The organism is Aerococcus sp. Group 2 (assembly GCF_905125285.1).
Lineage (GTDB): Bacteria > Bacillota > Bacilli > Lactobacillales > Aerococcaceae > Aerococcus > Aerococcus urinae_E.
Window position 1 is genome coordinate 297,697 of record NZ_CAJHPA010000002.1, and the last position, 13,259, is coordinate 310,955.

11 protein-coding genes are annotated in these 13,259 nt (G+C 41.5%); all 11 read right to left on the reverse strand.

Annotated elements, in window-relative coordinates; translation table 11 throughout:
- Positions 1-32: 32 nt before the first annotated feature.
- Positions 33-707: a potassium channel family protein gene (locus JFU01_RS03715; RefSeq protein WP_060777688.1), complete on the reverse strand. Its 675-nt coding sequence runs from the start codon at positions 705-707 to the stop codon at positions 33-35.
- A 39-nt stretch (positions 708-746) separates the two neighbouring features.
- On the reverse strand, positions 747-2,123 hold the full coding sequence (locus JFU01_RS03720) for a TrkH family potassium uptake protein (protein WP_195855861.1): 1,377 nt from the start codon (positions 2,121-2,123) through the stop codon (positions 747-749).
- Between the two features lie 17 nt (positions 2,124-2,140).
- Positions 2,141-2,446: a DUF4298 domain-containing protein gene (locus tag JFU01_RS03725; RefSeq protein ID WP_195855860.1), complete on the reverse strand. Its 306-nt coding sequence runs from the start codon at positions 2,444-2,446 to the stop codon at positions 2,141-2,143.
- Between the two features lie 214 nt (positions 2,447-2,660).
- Complete coding sequence (gene pstB / locus JFU01_RS03730; protein WP_230086938.1) at positions 2,661-3,428, reverse strand: phosphate ABC transporter ATP-binding protein PstB; 768 nt, start codon at positions 3,426-3,428, stop codon at positions 2,661-2,663.
- A 37-nt stretch (positions 3,429-3,465) separates the two neighbouring features.
- Positions 3,466-4,287 carry a phosphate ABC transporter permease PstA gene (gene pstA, locus JFU01_RS03735; RefSeq protein WP_060777685.1) on the reverse strand — a complete coding sequence of 274 codons (822 nt, stop codon included), beginning with the start codon at positions 4,285-4,287 and terminating at the stop codon, positions 3,466-3,468.
- On the reverse strand, positions 4,287-5,159 hold the full coding sequence (gene pstC / locus JFU01_RS03740) for a phosphate ABC transporter permease subunit PstC (RefSeq protein ID WP_111821500.1): 873 nt from the start codon (positions 5,157-5,159) through the stop codon (positions 4,287-4,289). The genes pstA and pstC overlap by 1 nt, the downstream gene beginning before the upstream one ends.
- 107 nt (positions 5,160-5,266) lie before the next feature.
- Positions 5,267-6,154, reverse strand: coding sequence for a substrate-binding domain-containing protein (locus JFU01_RS03745; RefSeq protein WP_111821501.1), 888 nt, complete (start codon positions 6,152-6,154; stop codon positions 5,267-5,269).
- 312 nt (positions 6,155-6,466) lie between these two features.
- On the reverse strand, positions 6,467-8,311 hold the full coding sequence (gene pnpS, locus JFU01_RS03750) for a two-component system histidine kinase PnpS (RefSeq protein ID WP_195855858.1): 1,845 nt from the start codon (positions 8,309-8,311) through the stop codon (positions 6,467-6,469).
- Complete coding sequence (locus JFU01_RS03755; RefSeq protein ID WP_111821503.1) at positions 8,308-9,051, reverse strand: response regulator transcription factor; 744 nt, start codon at positions 9,049-9,051, stop codon at positions 8,308-8,310. The genes pnpS and JFU01_RS03755 overlap by 4 nt, the downstream gene beginning before the upstream one ends.
- 84 nt (positions 9,052-9,135) lie before the next feature.
- A protein-coding gene (gene prfB, locus JFU01_RS03760) for a peptide chain release factor 2 (RefSeq protein ID WP_195855857.1) occupies positions 9,136-10,246 on the reverse strand; the annotation gives its coding sequence in 2 pieces (ribosomal slippage) (positions 9,136-10,173 and positions 10,175-10,246; 1,110 coding nt in all).
- A 387-nt stretch (positions 10,247-10,633) separates the two neighbouring features.
- The gene (gene secA, locus JFU01_RS03765; protein WP_198434186.1) at positions 10,634-13,006 is read right to left on the reverse strand and encodes a preprotein translocase subunit SecA; all 2,373 of its coding nucleotides are present in this window, start codon (positions 13,004-13,006) and stop codon (positions 10,634-10,636) included.
- Positions 13,007-13,259: the final 253 nt, after the last annotated feature.

Genomic DNA, 13,259 nt, shown 5'->3' on the forward strand with positions numbered 1-13,259 from the left:
CAAAAAACAGGCCGCGGCCTGTTTTTTGCTTATTATAAACGTTCTAAGTAATCAATTTGATCAAATTTTTCATTATTGGCTACAGCCACAATAATATCGTCTTTAGCAAAACGATAATCCGGTTGGAATTGGGTATTTAGGGTTTCCTTTAAATGTTTCCGGATTCCGATAATATTGAGATCGTATTTCTGTCTGACATCTAATTCATCCAAAGTGACATTGACCCATTTTTCCGGAGCCCGGAATTCAACAATAGCGGTTTCTTCATCCAGATTAATCAGGTCTTCAATGGATTGGCGACTGATAACATCGGCAATATGGTAACCTGATTCCTCTTCAGGAAGAATCACTCGCGAAACCCCTAGCGCTAACAAGGCTTGGGCAAAACGTTGGTTCTTCGCCTTACAGATAATATGGTTAACCCCTAATTCTTGGCAGTTAATTACACCGAGAACGGCAGCTTCGAGGTTTTCCCCGGTTCCAATCACAATAATATCGCAATTTCCAAAACCAGCTTCTCGCATAAAGTCGAGGTCGGTAAAGTCTCCTACACTACCTATAGTTAGACAATCTTCCAAGTCGTTGACATGTTTTTCCATGCGGTCACAAGCAATCACATCAATCCCCTTGGTCGCTAGCCGCTTAACCAAGGCAGAACCAAAGAGGCCTAAGCCCATAACACCAATAACACGATTTGCTTTACTCATAATGACTCCCTTATCCTATTATTTTTATTTCTTTCTAATCTACCCAATAAGAATATTGGTCTTCGCATAGCGAATATCATAATTGTTCCGATTCCGTCTCAAACTTAAAGCCATGGTCATCGGACCGATACGGCCAACAAACATTAATAGCATTAAAACAATGTGGCTAGCTAGGGAAAGGTTTGGCGTCAAGCCAGCAGAGACCCCAACTGTCGCCAAGGCTGAAATGGCTTCAAATAACAAGTGTAAGTAGCGCTGGCCTGGATCAAAAGTTAGTAATAAGGCCGACCCAATGAAGAGAGCACTAACATACATTAAAGCTATGGTAAAAGATTGACGAACCGCTGCATCTGGAATCGTATGCCGGTCAAAGTTGACATGCTTAATTTGCCGCACCTCGCGCAAGGCTAGCATGATGGTTAAGGCAAAGGTGGTTACCTTTAACCCACCGGCAGTACCCCCGGCACCCCCACCAATGAACATGGTGAGAACAAAGAGCAACAAGGACACGGGGCGACAGGCCGTGTAATCCACAGTGGCAAAGCCGGCAGTACGCATAGTGATGGTTTGGAAAAAGGCAGTCATAATCTTATCTCCAAGCGATAACGGCCCAATAGTACCAGGATTATTCCACTCCACTAGTAAAAATAAAGAAGCGCCAGTCAGAATAACTAAGCTAGTAACGATAAGAACTAACTTGGTGTGGGGAGTTAAGTGTTTAAAATAAAAACTCAGTTTGCGTCCATTACTTTTCTTAGCATAATTTTTGATTTGATTAGTAATATCAAACCAAACACTGAAACCAATTCCCCCCAGGACAATGAGGGCCATGATGGTCCAATTTAATACCGGCACTGTCTTTAAGTCAATTAGGGAATTGTTTCCCATAATATCAAAACCTGCATTACAGAAAGCTGAAATGGCTGTAAAGAGGCCATTCCAGAGCCCCTTAGCCCAGCCGAAGCGAGGCACAAAGTAGGTCGACAATAAGATAAAGCCAGTCCCCTCAATAATCGCCGTATAGCGAATAATTCGGGTTAGGAAGTCGCCAATTTTGTAATTTTCACTGTGGTTAAGGGCCGCGCCAGTGGCTATTTGATTTTTCAAACCAATATTTTGCCCAATGGTATGGTAGATGGACCCAATAATGGTCATCAAGCCCAAGCCACCCGTTTGGATCAGGGCTAACATCACCATTTGTCCGATAATATTATACGAATCATAAATGGATTCGGTCCATAAACCAGTCACACAAACGGCTGATACCGAAATAAACAAATGGTCTAAATAAGTTGCAGTAGAAGTCGCCGTATGGGCGATCGGCAGGGATAAGAGTAAGGACCCTACTAAAATCACACTCATGAAAGAAAAAGCAATCTTTTGAGAAACATTTAAGCGCTTAAAGAAATTTAACATGACTACCCTCTTTATTCTTAATAATTTTTAATAACTTGTGTGGCTATTTCTAGCATACGAATAGCTAATTCATAATTATCTGTAAGTAAATTATAGACTTGATCCTCAGAAAGTACACCACATTTTAAGTCACTAGGAAGAGCTCCCTGGTTAGAAGCCTCAAAATCACGATACCATTTTTCACTCCCATAATAATCGCTAAGTTTATTTACGGCAGCTTGGCCCTTAGCATATGCCTCTAGAGACTTAGAAAAATCAGTAAGTAAAGCGGCCACTTGATCGGCATGGTTTTCCATCGCCTGGATTCTAGCTTCTGCTTCCATCAACATCCTCCTTAGCTCGCTAAGCCATTATTTCCGGCTAGCGCATATATTCACTCTCAATAACTATGAATTGTACGCCTAATACTTCTAATAAGCTAGCTTTTTCTCCAAGTAATAAGACAATTTTTCAATTATTTTCTATTTCTAAAAAAAAGAGGACCTGGCCTTAACCAAGTCCTGAAAGTTTCTTTTCAATTGTAAAAGGCAAGTTCCACTATCCAAAACGACCAGCCACATAGTCGGCAGTTTGTTCTTGTTGGGGATTGTTGAAGATTTGTTCCGTTGGGCCATATTCGATAATTCTAGAATGGCCACCACCTAATTCGGGATCAGCATAGAAGAAGGCAGTATAGTCGGATACCCGGGCAGCTTGTTGCATGTTATGGGTCACGATAACAATGGTATATTCTTCTTTAAGATCGTTAATTAAGTCTTCAATCTTCAAAGTGGATATTGGGTCCAAGGCTGAAGTGGGTTCGTCCATGAGTAATACTTCTGGTTTAACAGCTAAGGCACGCGCAATACATACCCGTTGTTGTTGCCCACCAGAAATAGCTAAACCACTCTTAGACAAGTCATCCTTGACTTCGTCCCAAATAGCTGCACCACGTAAGGATTCTTCCACAATTTGATCAAGTTCATTTTTATCACGGATACCGTGGGTACGAGGGCCGTAAGCCACGTTATCATAAATACTCATTGGGAAAGGGTTAGGTTGTTGGAAAACCATTCCTACTTCCTTACGTAAAAGATTAAGGTTGATATTTTTATCGTAAATATTTTTACCTTCTAATTCAATGGTTCCGTCAATCCGGCAACCATCAACCAGGTCATTCATACGGTTTAAAGATTTAAGAAAGGTAGATTTCCCTGATCCAGAAGGTCCGATCAAAGCAGTCACTTGTTTTTCATAAATTTCAATATCAATATCTTCCAAAGCCTGGAAATTACTATACCAGAGGTCCATATTATGGGCACTCATCTTTAATTTCATCGGCGTTTTTGTTTGTTCAGCCATTTTATTGTTGTCCTCCTTGTGCTCCCAATTTATTGGATAGCCATGTTGATGTTCCGTTAATAATTAAAACTAAGATCAGCAATACCACACCCGTTGCCATCGCTTCGTTACGGTGTAAACCTTCAGTGGAAAGCACATACATATGTAAGGCTAAGGTTCTCCCGGATGAAAAGAGTGATTTTGGTAAGCTAGTCGAAGTCCCTAAGGTATACATAAGAGCTGCCGTTTCACCTACGATACGACCGATAGCCAAGATAACCCCTGATAAGATCCCTGGCATAGCCACTGGTAAAACGATCCTAAAGATGGTCCGTAACTTGCCTGCCCCTAAGCCATATGAGGCAAAGCGTAAGCTATCGTTAACTGACATTAAACCTTCTTCGGTATTACGGATAATTAAGGGTAAGACCATGATTGCCATGGTTAAAATCCCGGCTAAAACGGAATACTGGAATTGTGCTGCCAAAACAAAGGCAAGCATACCGAATAAACCATACACAATGGAAGGTACCCCTGTCAAGGTATCTGTAGCAATTCGAATGGCTTCCACCCATTTATTATTTTTACCAGCATATTCTACCAAGTAGAAACCAGCAAAGACTCCTAAAGGCACTGCAATGAGTAAGGAACCTAGAACAATGTAAATGGTGGTGATGATAGAAGGCATCATCGACACATTCTCAGTGGTATAATTCCAAGCAAATAGTTCTGGTGATAAATAAGGAACCCCTTTTACTAGAACATAGAGAATAATGAAAAATAACCAACCAAAAGTAAATAAGGTAAAGAGATAAGTCAAAGCACGTAGTAATTTATCTGCCATTAGTGGTTGCCTCCTTTACGGTTTACAATAGCTAGTACACCATTGATGATTAAGATAACCACAAATAAGACTGCCCCTGTCGCGATCAGGGCATCACGGTGAGTCCCAGAAGCATAAGCCATTTCTAACATAATGTTAGTGGTCATGGTTCTGACCCCTTTAAAGAGGCCTTGAGGGAAAATGGCTTGGTTACCAGCAACCATAATTACCGCCATGGTTTCTCCCACCGCACGACCAATACCTAAGATAACCGCTGCAAGAACCCCTGACCGGGCCGCTGGCAACATAATCCGATAAGCTGTTCGATCATGGGTAGCTCCCAGACCAACAGAGGCTTGATAGTAGGACTTAGGAACCGCTCTTAGGGATGATTCAGAAGTGGTAATAATGGTTGGTAAAATCATAATTCCTAAAACTAAACCCGCTGTAAAAACGCTCATCCCGGTACTTGAAATACCTAATGACTGGCAAAAACTACGAACAGCTGGAACCAGAACCACTAAACCAAAATACCCATAGACAATGGAAGGAATCCCGGCCATCAAGTTAACAGCAGGTTTCAACCAGGTGTGGAGTTTCTTGGGACAATAGAAGGCCATAAAGACCGCAGTAAAAATTCCTGCAGGGACACCAATAGCAATCGCTAAGAGAGTCACATAAAAAGAACCAACAATCATTGGAGCAATTCCAAAGTCTCCCTGACGCGGACGCCAGCTAGAACCAAACAAGAAGTTTCCTAGTCCATAATCCGACAAGAAAGGAATACTTCCCGCAAAAATGAAATAACAAATAGCTAATAATGCTAAAATTGAAACAGCCGCACAGATGAAAAAGATCCATTTCATGACGACTTCTAAAGTATTCTTCTGCATTTTTTTCTCCCTTTAAAATTCTTCTACTAAGCTATTATATTATAAAGGGCCAGCAATAAAAAGGGCTACCTCTAGTTAAAGGAGTAGCCTCTTTTTACTAATCGCTATTATTGATTTAGCTCTGACCAGTCAAGAATTTCTCCTGTATAAATTCCTCTAATTTGGTCTACAGATAAATCATCTGTTGGGTTTTCCTTGTTGACGATTACTGCAATACCATCTTTAGCAATTGCTTCAGCTGTTACACCAGTTTCGTCTTCTTTTAATTCACGAGAAGCCATACCGATATCAGCTGTACCTTCTTGAGCACCGGTAACCCCTGCACCAGAACCATTTTGGGTAATGTTAATTTGAACATTTGGATTCTTTTCTTCATAAGCTTCTTTTAGTTTTTCCATAACCGGACCAACAGAAGTTGAACCAGCGATATTAATGGTACCACTTGCAGAACCATCACCGCTATATGCTTCAGCGTCAGACTTCACAGGAACATAACCATTTTCTAAGACAATGTCTTGCCCTTCTTTAGAGAAGATAAAGTCATGGAAGTCTTTGGCTGCGCCTTCTAATTCACCAGGGTAAACAATGTTGAAAGGACGAGCAATCTTGTAGCTGTCATTAGCAACATTTTCTTCAGTTGCTTCGACACCGTCAATCTTCAAGGCTTTCACGGTATCGTTCATGGAACCAAGGGAGATGTATCCAATGGAGTATGTATCTCCAGCTACATAGGAAAGCACTTGGTCAGTACCGTTTTGAACTAAAGCAGACGCTACTGGTTCTTCAAAATCGATGATTTCTTGGAAAGCATCACGGGTACCGGAACCTTCTTCACGAGTGGTTACGTTAATAGTACCTGAGAAATCACCAGCTGATTCACTACCACCATCTGCAGTATTTGAGCCTTCAGAACCGCCGTTACCACAAGCAGCTAAAGTTGCTGTTACACCTAAAGCCATAACTAACTTACCTAGTGGTTTGAATTTCAATGCCATTAAACAATCTCTCCTTCTGATTGATAAAATATAGCCATCATGGATGACCGTTTTTTTCTTACTATATACATTATAGCTCCCTAATGTAAAAATAATGTTAGGGTTTAGCCTTTTTTGCCGATTTTTGTAAAATTTATGTAAATTTTGTGTAAATTTTTCCTTTTTATAAATTATATTTTAAATAGTCAAAAAGACAAAAGCAGCCAATTCCTTTCACTTAAAAGTCATTGACTGCTCTAGTATGTTCTTTATTAAAATATTATTTATCGGTATTTCTTTGCTATAGAAATCCGGTCCAAAAAAACTTAATTTCTATTCACTATCAGCAGACAGGGAGGCGTCTGCTTCTGTTTCTAGTAAATTTTTATCGTTTTTAGGCAAATAGACTGTAAACGTTGACCCCTCATTGAGTTCGCTGACCACATCAATCTTTCCACTCATTGATGCGACTAAATTTCGGACAATAGATAGGCCAAGACCAGTTCCTCCAGAAGCAGTTGACCGGGTCTTGTCTACCCGATAGAAACGTTCAAAAATCCGAGGGATATCTTCGTCAGGAATGCCAAGTCCATTATCTCTTATAGCAATAACAACATATTTATCATCCTCAGTCACTGTAGAACTAATCCAAACTTGACCGCCCTCAGCCTTGTTGTATTTGATCGCATTGTTGATTAAATTGGTCAAAATCTGCTTTAAGCGCATTTCTTCGGTAGTAAAACGAATGCCTGCTTCAAGATCATTATCATAGTGGACTTTCACCCGGTTTTCGCTGGCAGGGATTTCTAAAGAATGAACGACTTCAGCAATCACACGGTTCAGTTGCACTGTTTCACTACGGTGACCAAGTTGGTCTTGCTCAATCTTAGCCAAATCTAAAATATCATTAATGAGAAAACCCAGTCGGTTAGCTTCCCGGTTCATAATCTCGACAAATTCTCGAGCGGTATCCTCATCTTCTAAGGCCCCATCGAGTAAGGTTTCCGTAAAGCCCTTTAAGGCGGTGACAGGTGTCTTTAATTCGTGGGAAGCATTGGCAATGAAATCAGAGCGCACTTTTTCTAAACGGCGAATTTCAGTAATATCATAGGCTAATACCACTACCTGCTCGCTGATCCCAGAGACATTGGCCTTCTTAGAAACATAGAGAATATTAACATCCAAAATCAATTCCTTAGGATAATAGAGATAAACTTCATCGTTAACATTCTCTTTGGTGGAGTAGCAAGTTTCTATCATTTGTAAGAGCCGATAACCTGTCAGCACTTCTTCATATTTATGATTAATCACATTATCATCTAAATCAAAAATACTATAGGCTGCCTTATTAGCCACTTTAATCCGGTGTTTTTTATCGATCATTAAAACCCCAACCACCAGATAATCCATCAGGAGTTGTAAACGTTCTTCCTGCATGGAAATTTGGATATCTTGCCGGGACAAATTGCTGGCTAAGTCATTGATATCGTCTCCCAACTCGTCAATTTCAGCCACTCCCAGCTGATTATAACGAATCGAGTAGTCACTTTTAGACAGCCGACCGACCACATCGGAAATAGAATAAATGGGTTGGGCAATCTTTTTAAAGTAATAGGACAGAATCGCTAAAAGGATTAAGACCATGACCACCGACCCACCGACAGACACGATCAATAAGCGGTTTTGCGCCTCTGTTATATCGTTAACATTCCGCAGAACTCGGATTGAAGCGATGGGCTGGTGGTTCTTATTCTTGATCAAGCCAGTATATTCATAGGTGGTCATATCTTCTTCATTTTCAAACTCGGTAAAGGATAAATTCTTATCTAAGGCCTGCTTCTCCGCATCGGTAAAGGGAATATTGGCTAAGAGTTTATTACCAAAGGAGAGAACTTCCTTATGGTTAGCGTCATAAATAGACACCCGTTCCATAGGGTTAAGGGTATTCATAATTTCCTGCTGGGCATCAAACCAAGCGGAACTATTGTTCACCACATCTTCTGCGGTCAAGTTCTTAGTGATGCGTTCAACCGAATGGACTGTATCCCGCATGGATTCTTGGGTTTCCTGCTGGACAGTGACTTGAACAACTTCGTTAGCATTATAAGCAAAAAGAAAACTATATAAAATAAACAACAGTGAAAACACTGTTGTTATGATTAAAGTTAAACGCTTCATGCTTTGGGCACCTCAAATTTATAACCAAAGCCTCTAACTGTAATGATGTATTCAGGATTTTTAGGATCCTTTTCAATCTTTTCCCGTAAGTGACTGATATGCACATCCACTAAGCGGGAACCTACCGAGTAATCAAAATCCCAAATCTTGGATAAGAGAATTTCCCGAGAAACAATCCGGTCGACCCGTTCAGCTAAATAAGTTAAGAGTTCAAATTCTTTCTTTGTCATATCTACCGCTTGCCCATGGGCAGTAACAGAAAAGTCACTCTTATTAATAGTGATATCGCCTACTTGGATCACTGACTCCTCTTCCCCGGCTGGGTCTTGGTCAGCTTCCTTCTTGTCTTCTTGGTCACTAGCCACTTTGCCATAATCACGTGACCGACGTAAGATGGCCTTCATTCGCGCAACTACTTCTCGCGGACTAAAGGGTTTTGTCATATAATCGTCCGCTCCCAGTTCAAGGCCAATAATTTTTTCTAATTCATCATCCTTGGCAGTTAGCATCAAGATCGGTGTATTTACCTTATCTTGACGCAATTGCTTACATACATCCATTCCATCCATGGAAGGAAGCATCAAATCTAATATAATAAAATCAAAGTTTTTCTCGCCTGCAAGATCATAGGCTGCCTTACCATCAGCCGATGAAGTGACCTCATAGCCTTCTTTAGATAGGTTATATTCTAACAACTTCCGAATTGATTCTTCGTCATCCACGACTAGAACTTTCTTCATGAATAAGCCTCCCCCTTGTTATCAATCATCAGTTCTTATTGTAGCAAAAAAATATCTGAAAAAGAACTCTATAACATTTTCTTCTTAATCCTGATTGATAGTCTCTTTAAGATAGGCATCGATAAAACCATCGATATCGCCATCCATCACCTTACTGGTATCGCCTTCTTCATAATTCGTCCGATGGTCTTTGACCATTTGATAGGGGTGGAAAACATAAGAACGAATTTGAGACCCCCAGGCGATCTCAGACTTTTCGCCCCGAATTTCATCAAGTTCTTGGGCGTTCTTTTCTTCTAATAAACGGGCGAGTTTGGCTTGCAGCGTTTTCATAGCGGTTTCCCGGTTTTGTAATTGTGAGCGTTGACTTTGTGAGGAAACCACAATTCCAGTTGGAATATGGGTAATGCGAACGGCTGATGAGGTTTTATTAATATGTTGACCCCCAGCACCAGAAGCACGAAAAACATCGATCCGCAAGTCATCATCATTGATTTCTATTTCCGTATTCTGATCAATTTCAGGCATGACCTCTACGGAAGCAAAGGAAGTATGCCGGCGCTTGTTGGAGTCAAAGGGAGAAATGCGGACCAAACGATGGATCCCGTGCTCCGATTTTAATAAGCCATAAGCATTATTGCCTTTAATTTCAAAGGTAGCCGACTTGATCCCCGCTTCATCGCCCGCCTGATAGTTAAAGAGGGTAAAAGTAAAATCATGGCTATCTGCCCAGCGTTGGTACATCCTAAGCAGCATGCTGGCCCAGTCTTGAGACTCGGTTCCTCCTGCCCCAGGATGAATATCTAAAATAGCCGCTGCCTTGTCGTGGGGGCCATTGAGTAACATATGACGCTCATAATCCTCCATCTCTTCCTGGAAGGCGAGCACTTGGTCTTCAAAGTCCTGGTAGAGCTCTTGGTCAGCCTCTTCTTCTGTAAGTAAGTCATCATAAGCCTGAAGATCTTCATAAGTTGACAGTAATTTATGATAAGTATCATAAACCGCCTTGACTTGATTATTTTCATTAATTACTGCCTGGGCTTGATTCGGGTCATCCCAGAAATCAGGGGCCAACATTCGGTCTTGGTATTCAGCTAATTGGGCTTCTAACTCCTCTAAGTCAAAGAGACCTCCCGAAACTGGTTAATTGTTCTTGGTTTTCCGCTAATAGATGACGTAATTCACTAATTTCCATCGAACTGCTCCTTTATAAAAAAATCTTTAATTTTAAATTGAGTAATAAGAAAACAAGGACTGTAAGCCCAACGAGCCCAGTCCTTCTTTCTTATTCGTTAAACGTATTCCAAGTGTGAGGCAAGCGTCCACTTCATTAAATGGCGACGAATTCTTTATGAGAATTCTTTCGCCCTCTAGCTCCAGTTGCTATAGCTGTAGGAAGCGAAGCGACGTAAAGATATAGTATGCGTAGCGGTCTCCCCTCTTATTGCGCTTGTCGCACTCTTTTTAAACGTGTTCGGTGACAAAAGTGAACTCCGCTTCAGAAATATTTGTCAATCCTCTTTGAGGATTTCCGCATATTTCTTCCAGCGTTTCACTTTTTTACGTCACCTCGCACTCTTTCTTAAACTTGTTGTCTTTGTAGGTTTTGACGGATTTCAGAATTCATAAAGATTCGGCTGGCATCGTATTCAATGCCAGAAATCATATCATTGAAACGTTCATAACCTTCAGTTTGGTATTCCACTAATGGGTTATTTTGCGCATAGGCTCTTAGCCCTACCCCTTGACGTAATTGATCCATGGCATCAATATGGTCGGTCCAACGGGTGTCAACTGCCCGCAAAATAACTACCTTTTCAAATTCCAAGATCAGGTCAGGGTTAGCAATATTCTCTAACTTTTCTTGGAAGCGTTGGCGGGCTTTATCGGTAATGAATTGCTTAAGCTCGTCTTGAGACTTACCTTGTAAATCACTAAGTTGAATGGCATCTGAGCGTAGAATTTCAGTAGACACTTGGTCATAGAGGGCTTCTAAGTTCCACTCTTTTTCCGTTCCAGCAGTGTACTGTTCTACCATACGCTCAACGGTACGTTCAATCATTGCCCACATGATTTTATCAAGGGATTCTTTCTCATCGATAATTTGTTGACGTTGGCTATAAATAATTTCCCGTTGTTCACGCATGACTTCGTCGTATTCTAAGACACTCTTACGGGTATCGTAGTTATTTCCTTCTACTCGTTTTTGAGCGGATTCCACTTGGCGAGTCAGCATCGGATTTTCAATCGAAACATCGTCATCCTCTAATTGAAGGTTTTCCCAGATTGCTTTCACCCGGTCAGAACCAAAGCGGCGCATCAAGTCGTCTTCTAAGGACAAATAGAAACGGGAGAAGCCTGGGTCTCCTTGCCGGCCAGAACGGCCCCGTAATTGGTCATCGATCCGGCGTGACTCATGGCGTTCCGTCCCAATAACTGCCAAGCCGCCCAGCTCTTTGACCCCAGGTCCTAATTTAATGTCGGTCCCACGTCCGGCCATGTTGGTAGCGATGGTTACGGCGCCTTCTTGCCCTGCTTGCGCAATGATCTCAGCTTCGCGGGCATGGTTTTTAGCGTTTAGGACATTGTGGGGGATGTTTCGTTCACTGAGCATCCGTGATAGTAACTCTGAAGTTTCCACCGCCACTGTCCCTACCAATACTGGTTGACCTTTTTTGTGGCGGGATTCAATTTCATCAGCTACAGCACGGAACTTGGTCATCAAGTTAGGGTAAATCTTATCCAAGGCGTCTTCACGTTGGACTGGACGGTTGGTAGGAATTTGAATTACATCCATGTCATAGATTTCACGAAATTCTTGCTCTTCCGTTTTGGCTGTCCCGGTCATCCCGGCTAATTTGTCATACATACGGAAGTAATTTTGGAAGGTAATGGTGGCCATGGTTTTGGATTCATTTTGAATCGGCACATTTTCCTTGGCTTCAATCCCTTGGTGGAGCCCATCTGAATAGCGTCGTCCTTCCATAATCCGACCAGTAAAGCCGTCCACAATCTTTACTTCATCTTCTTGAACCACGTAGTCAATATCACGGATCATGATGTAGTTAGCCCGTAAGGCCGTATCAATGTGGTGGATCAGGGGACCATTTTCCACATCATAAAGATTATCTAAGTGGAAAACTGCCTCAGCCTTGTCAACCCCTTGTTCAGTCAGACTAATGGTTTTCGACTCAATATCAATGACATAGTCTTCTTCCTCTTTCAAGGACTTAACGAAATAATCGGCCCGTTGGTAAAGGGCTGTGGATTGTTCAGCTTGACCAGAAATGATCAAAGGTGTCCGGGCTTCGTCGATCAAGATGGAGTCCACCTCGTCGACAATGGCGTAATGCAAAGGACGTTGGACCATTTGTTCTTTATAAACCACCATATTATCACGTAAGTAGTCAAAACCTAATTCATTGTTGGTGGAATAAGTCACATCACAGTGATAGGCAGCTCGTTTTTCTTCGGCGGTTAGGTCATTAGTATTTAAACCCACTGTGAGGCCTAGGAAGCGATAGACTTCTCCCATATCAACCGAGTCACGGCGGGCTAGGTAGTCGTTGACTGTTACCACATGAACCCCTTTACCTTCTAAGGCATTGAGGTAAACTGGCATGGTCTCCGTCAAAGTCTTCCCTTCCCCGGTCTTCATCTCAGCAATATTCCCATAATGCAGGGCTAAGCCCCCCACGATTTGGACATGGTAGGGGTATAAACCTAAAACCCGTTTAGCTGCTTCCCGAACAGTGGCAAAGGCTTCGACTAAGATATCTTCTAGGCTCTCTCCATAAGCGAGGCGCTCACGGAAAGAGGTAGTTTTTGCCCGTAATTGTTCATCGGAATACTCACTGTATTTATCAGCAAGTGCTTCCACTTTTTTTGCTTGTTTATTAAAACGTTTTAATTCTCTTTTATCGTTATCAAACATTTTTCTTAAAATGTTGGCCATGGAATTCTCCTTAATCTACTCGTATTCCTTGCATAAATAAGGTATCTTTATTATTCTAGCATTTTTTTATAGCTATGAAAACAAGAAAAACTTTCCCCATTGATTGTAACAGAAGCAGCTCATCTCGGCTAAATGAAATCATTTTTTATATTCTAGCGGCCCCGTTCTTTTCAGCTTCCGCCAGCTAGTCAGAAGAGATTTCCCTGGTAAACTTTAAGTCTTTCCATTCAAAAAAGCTGGATCAAAGTGACCC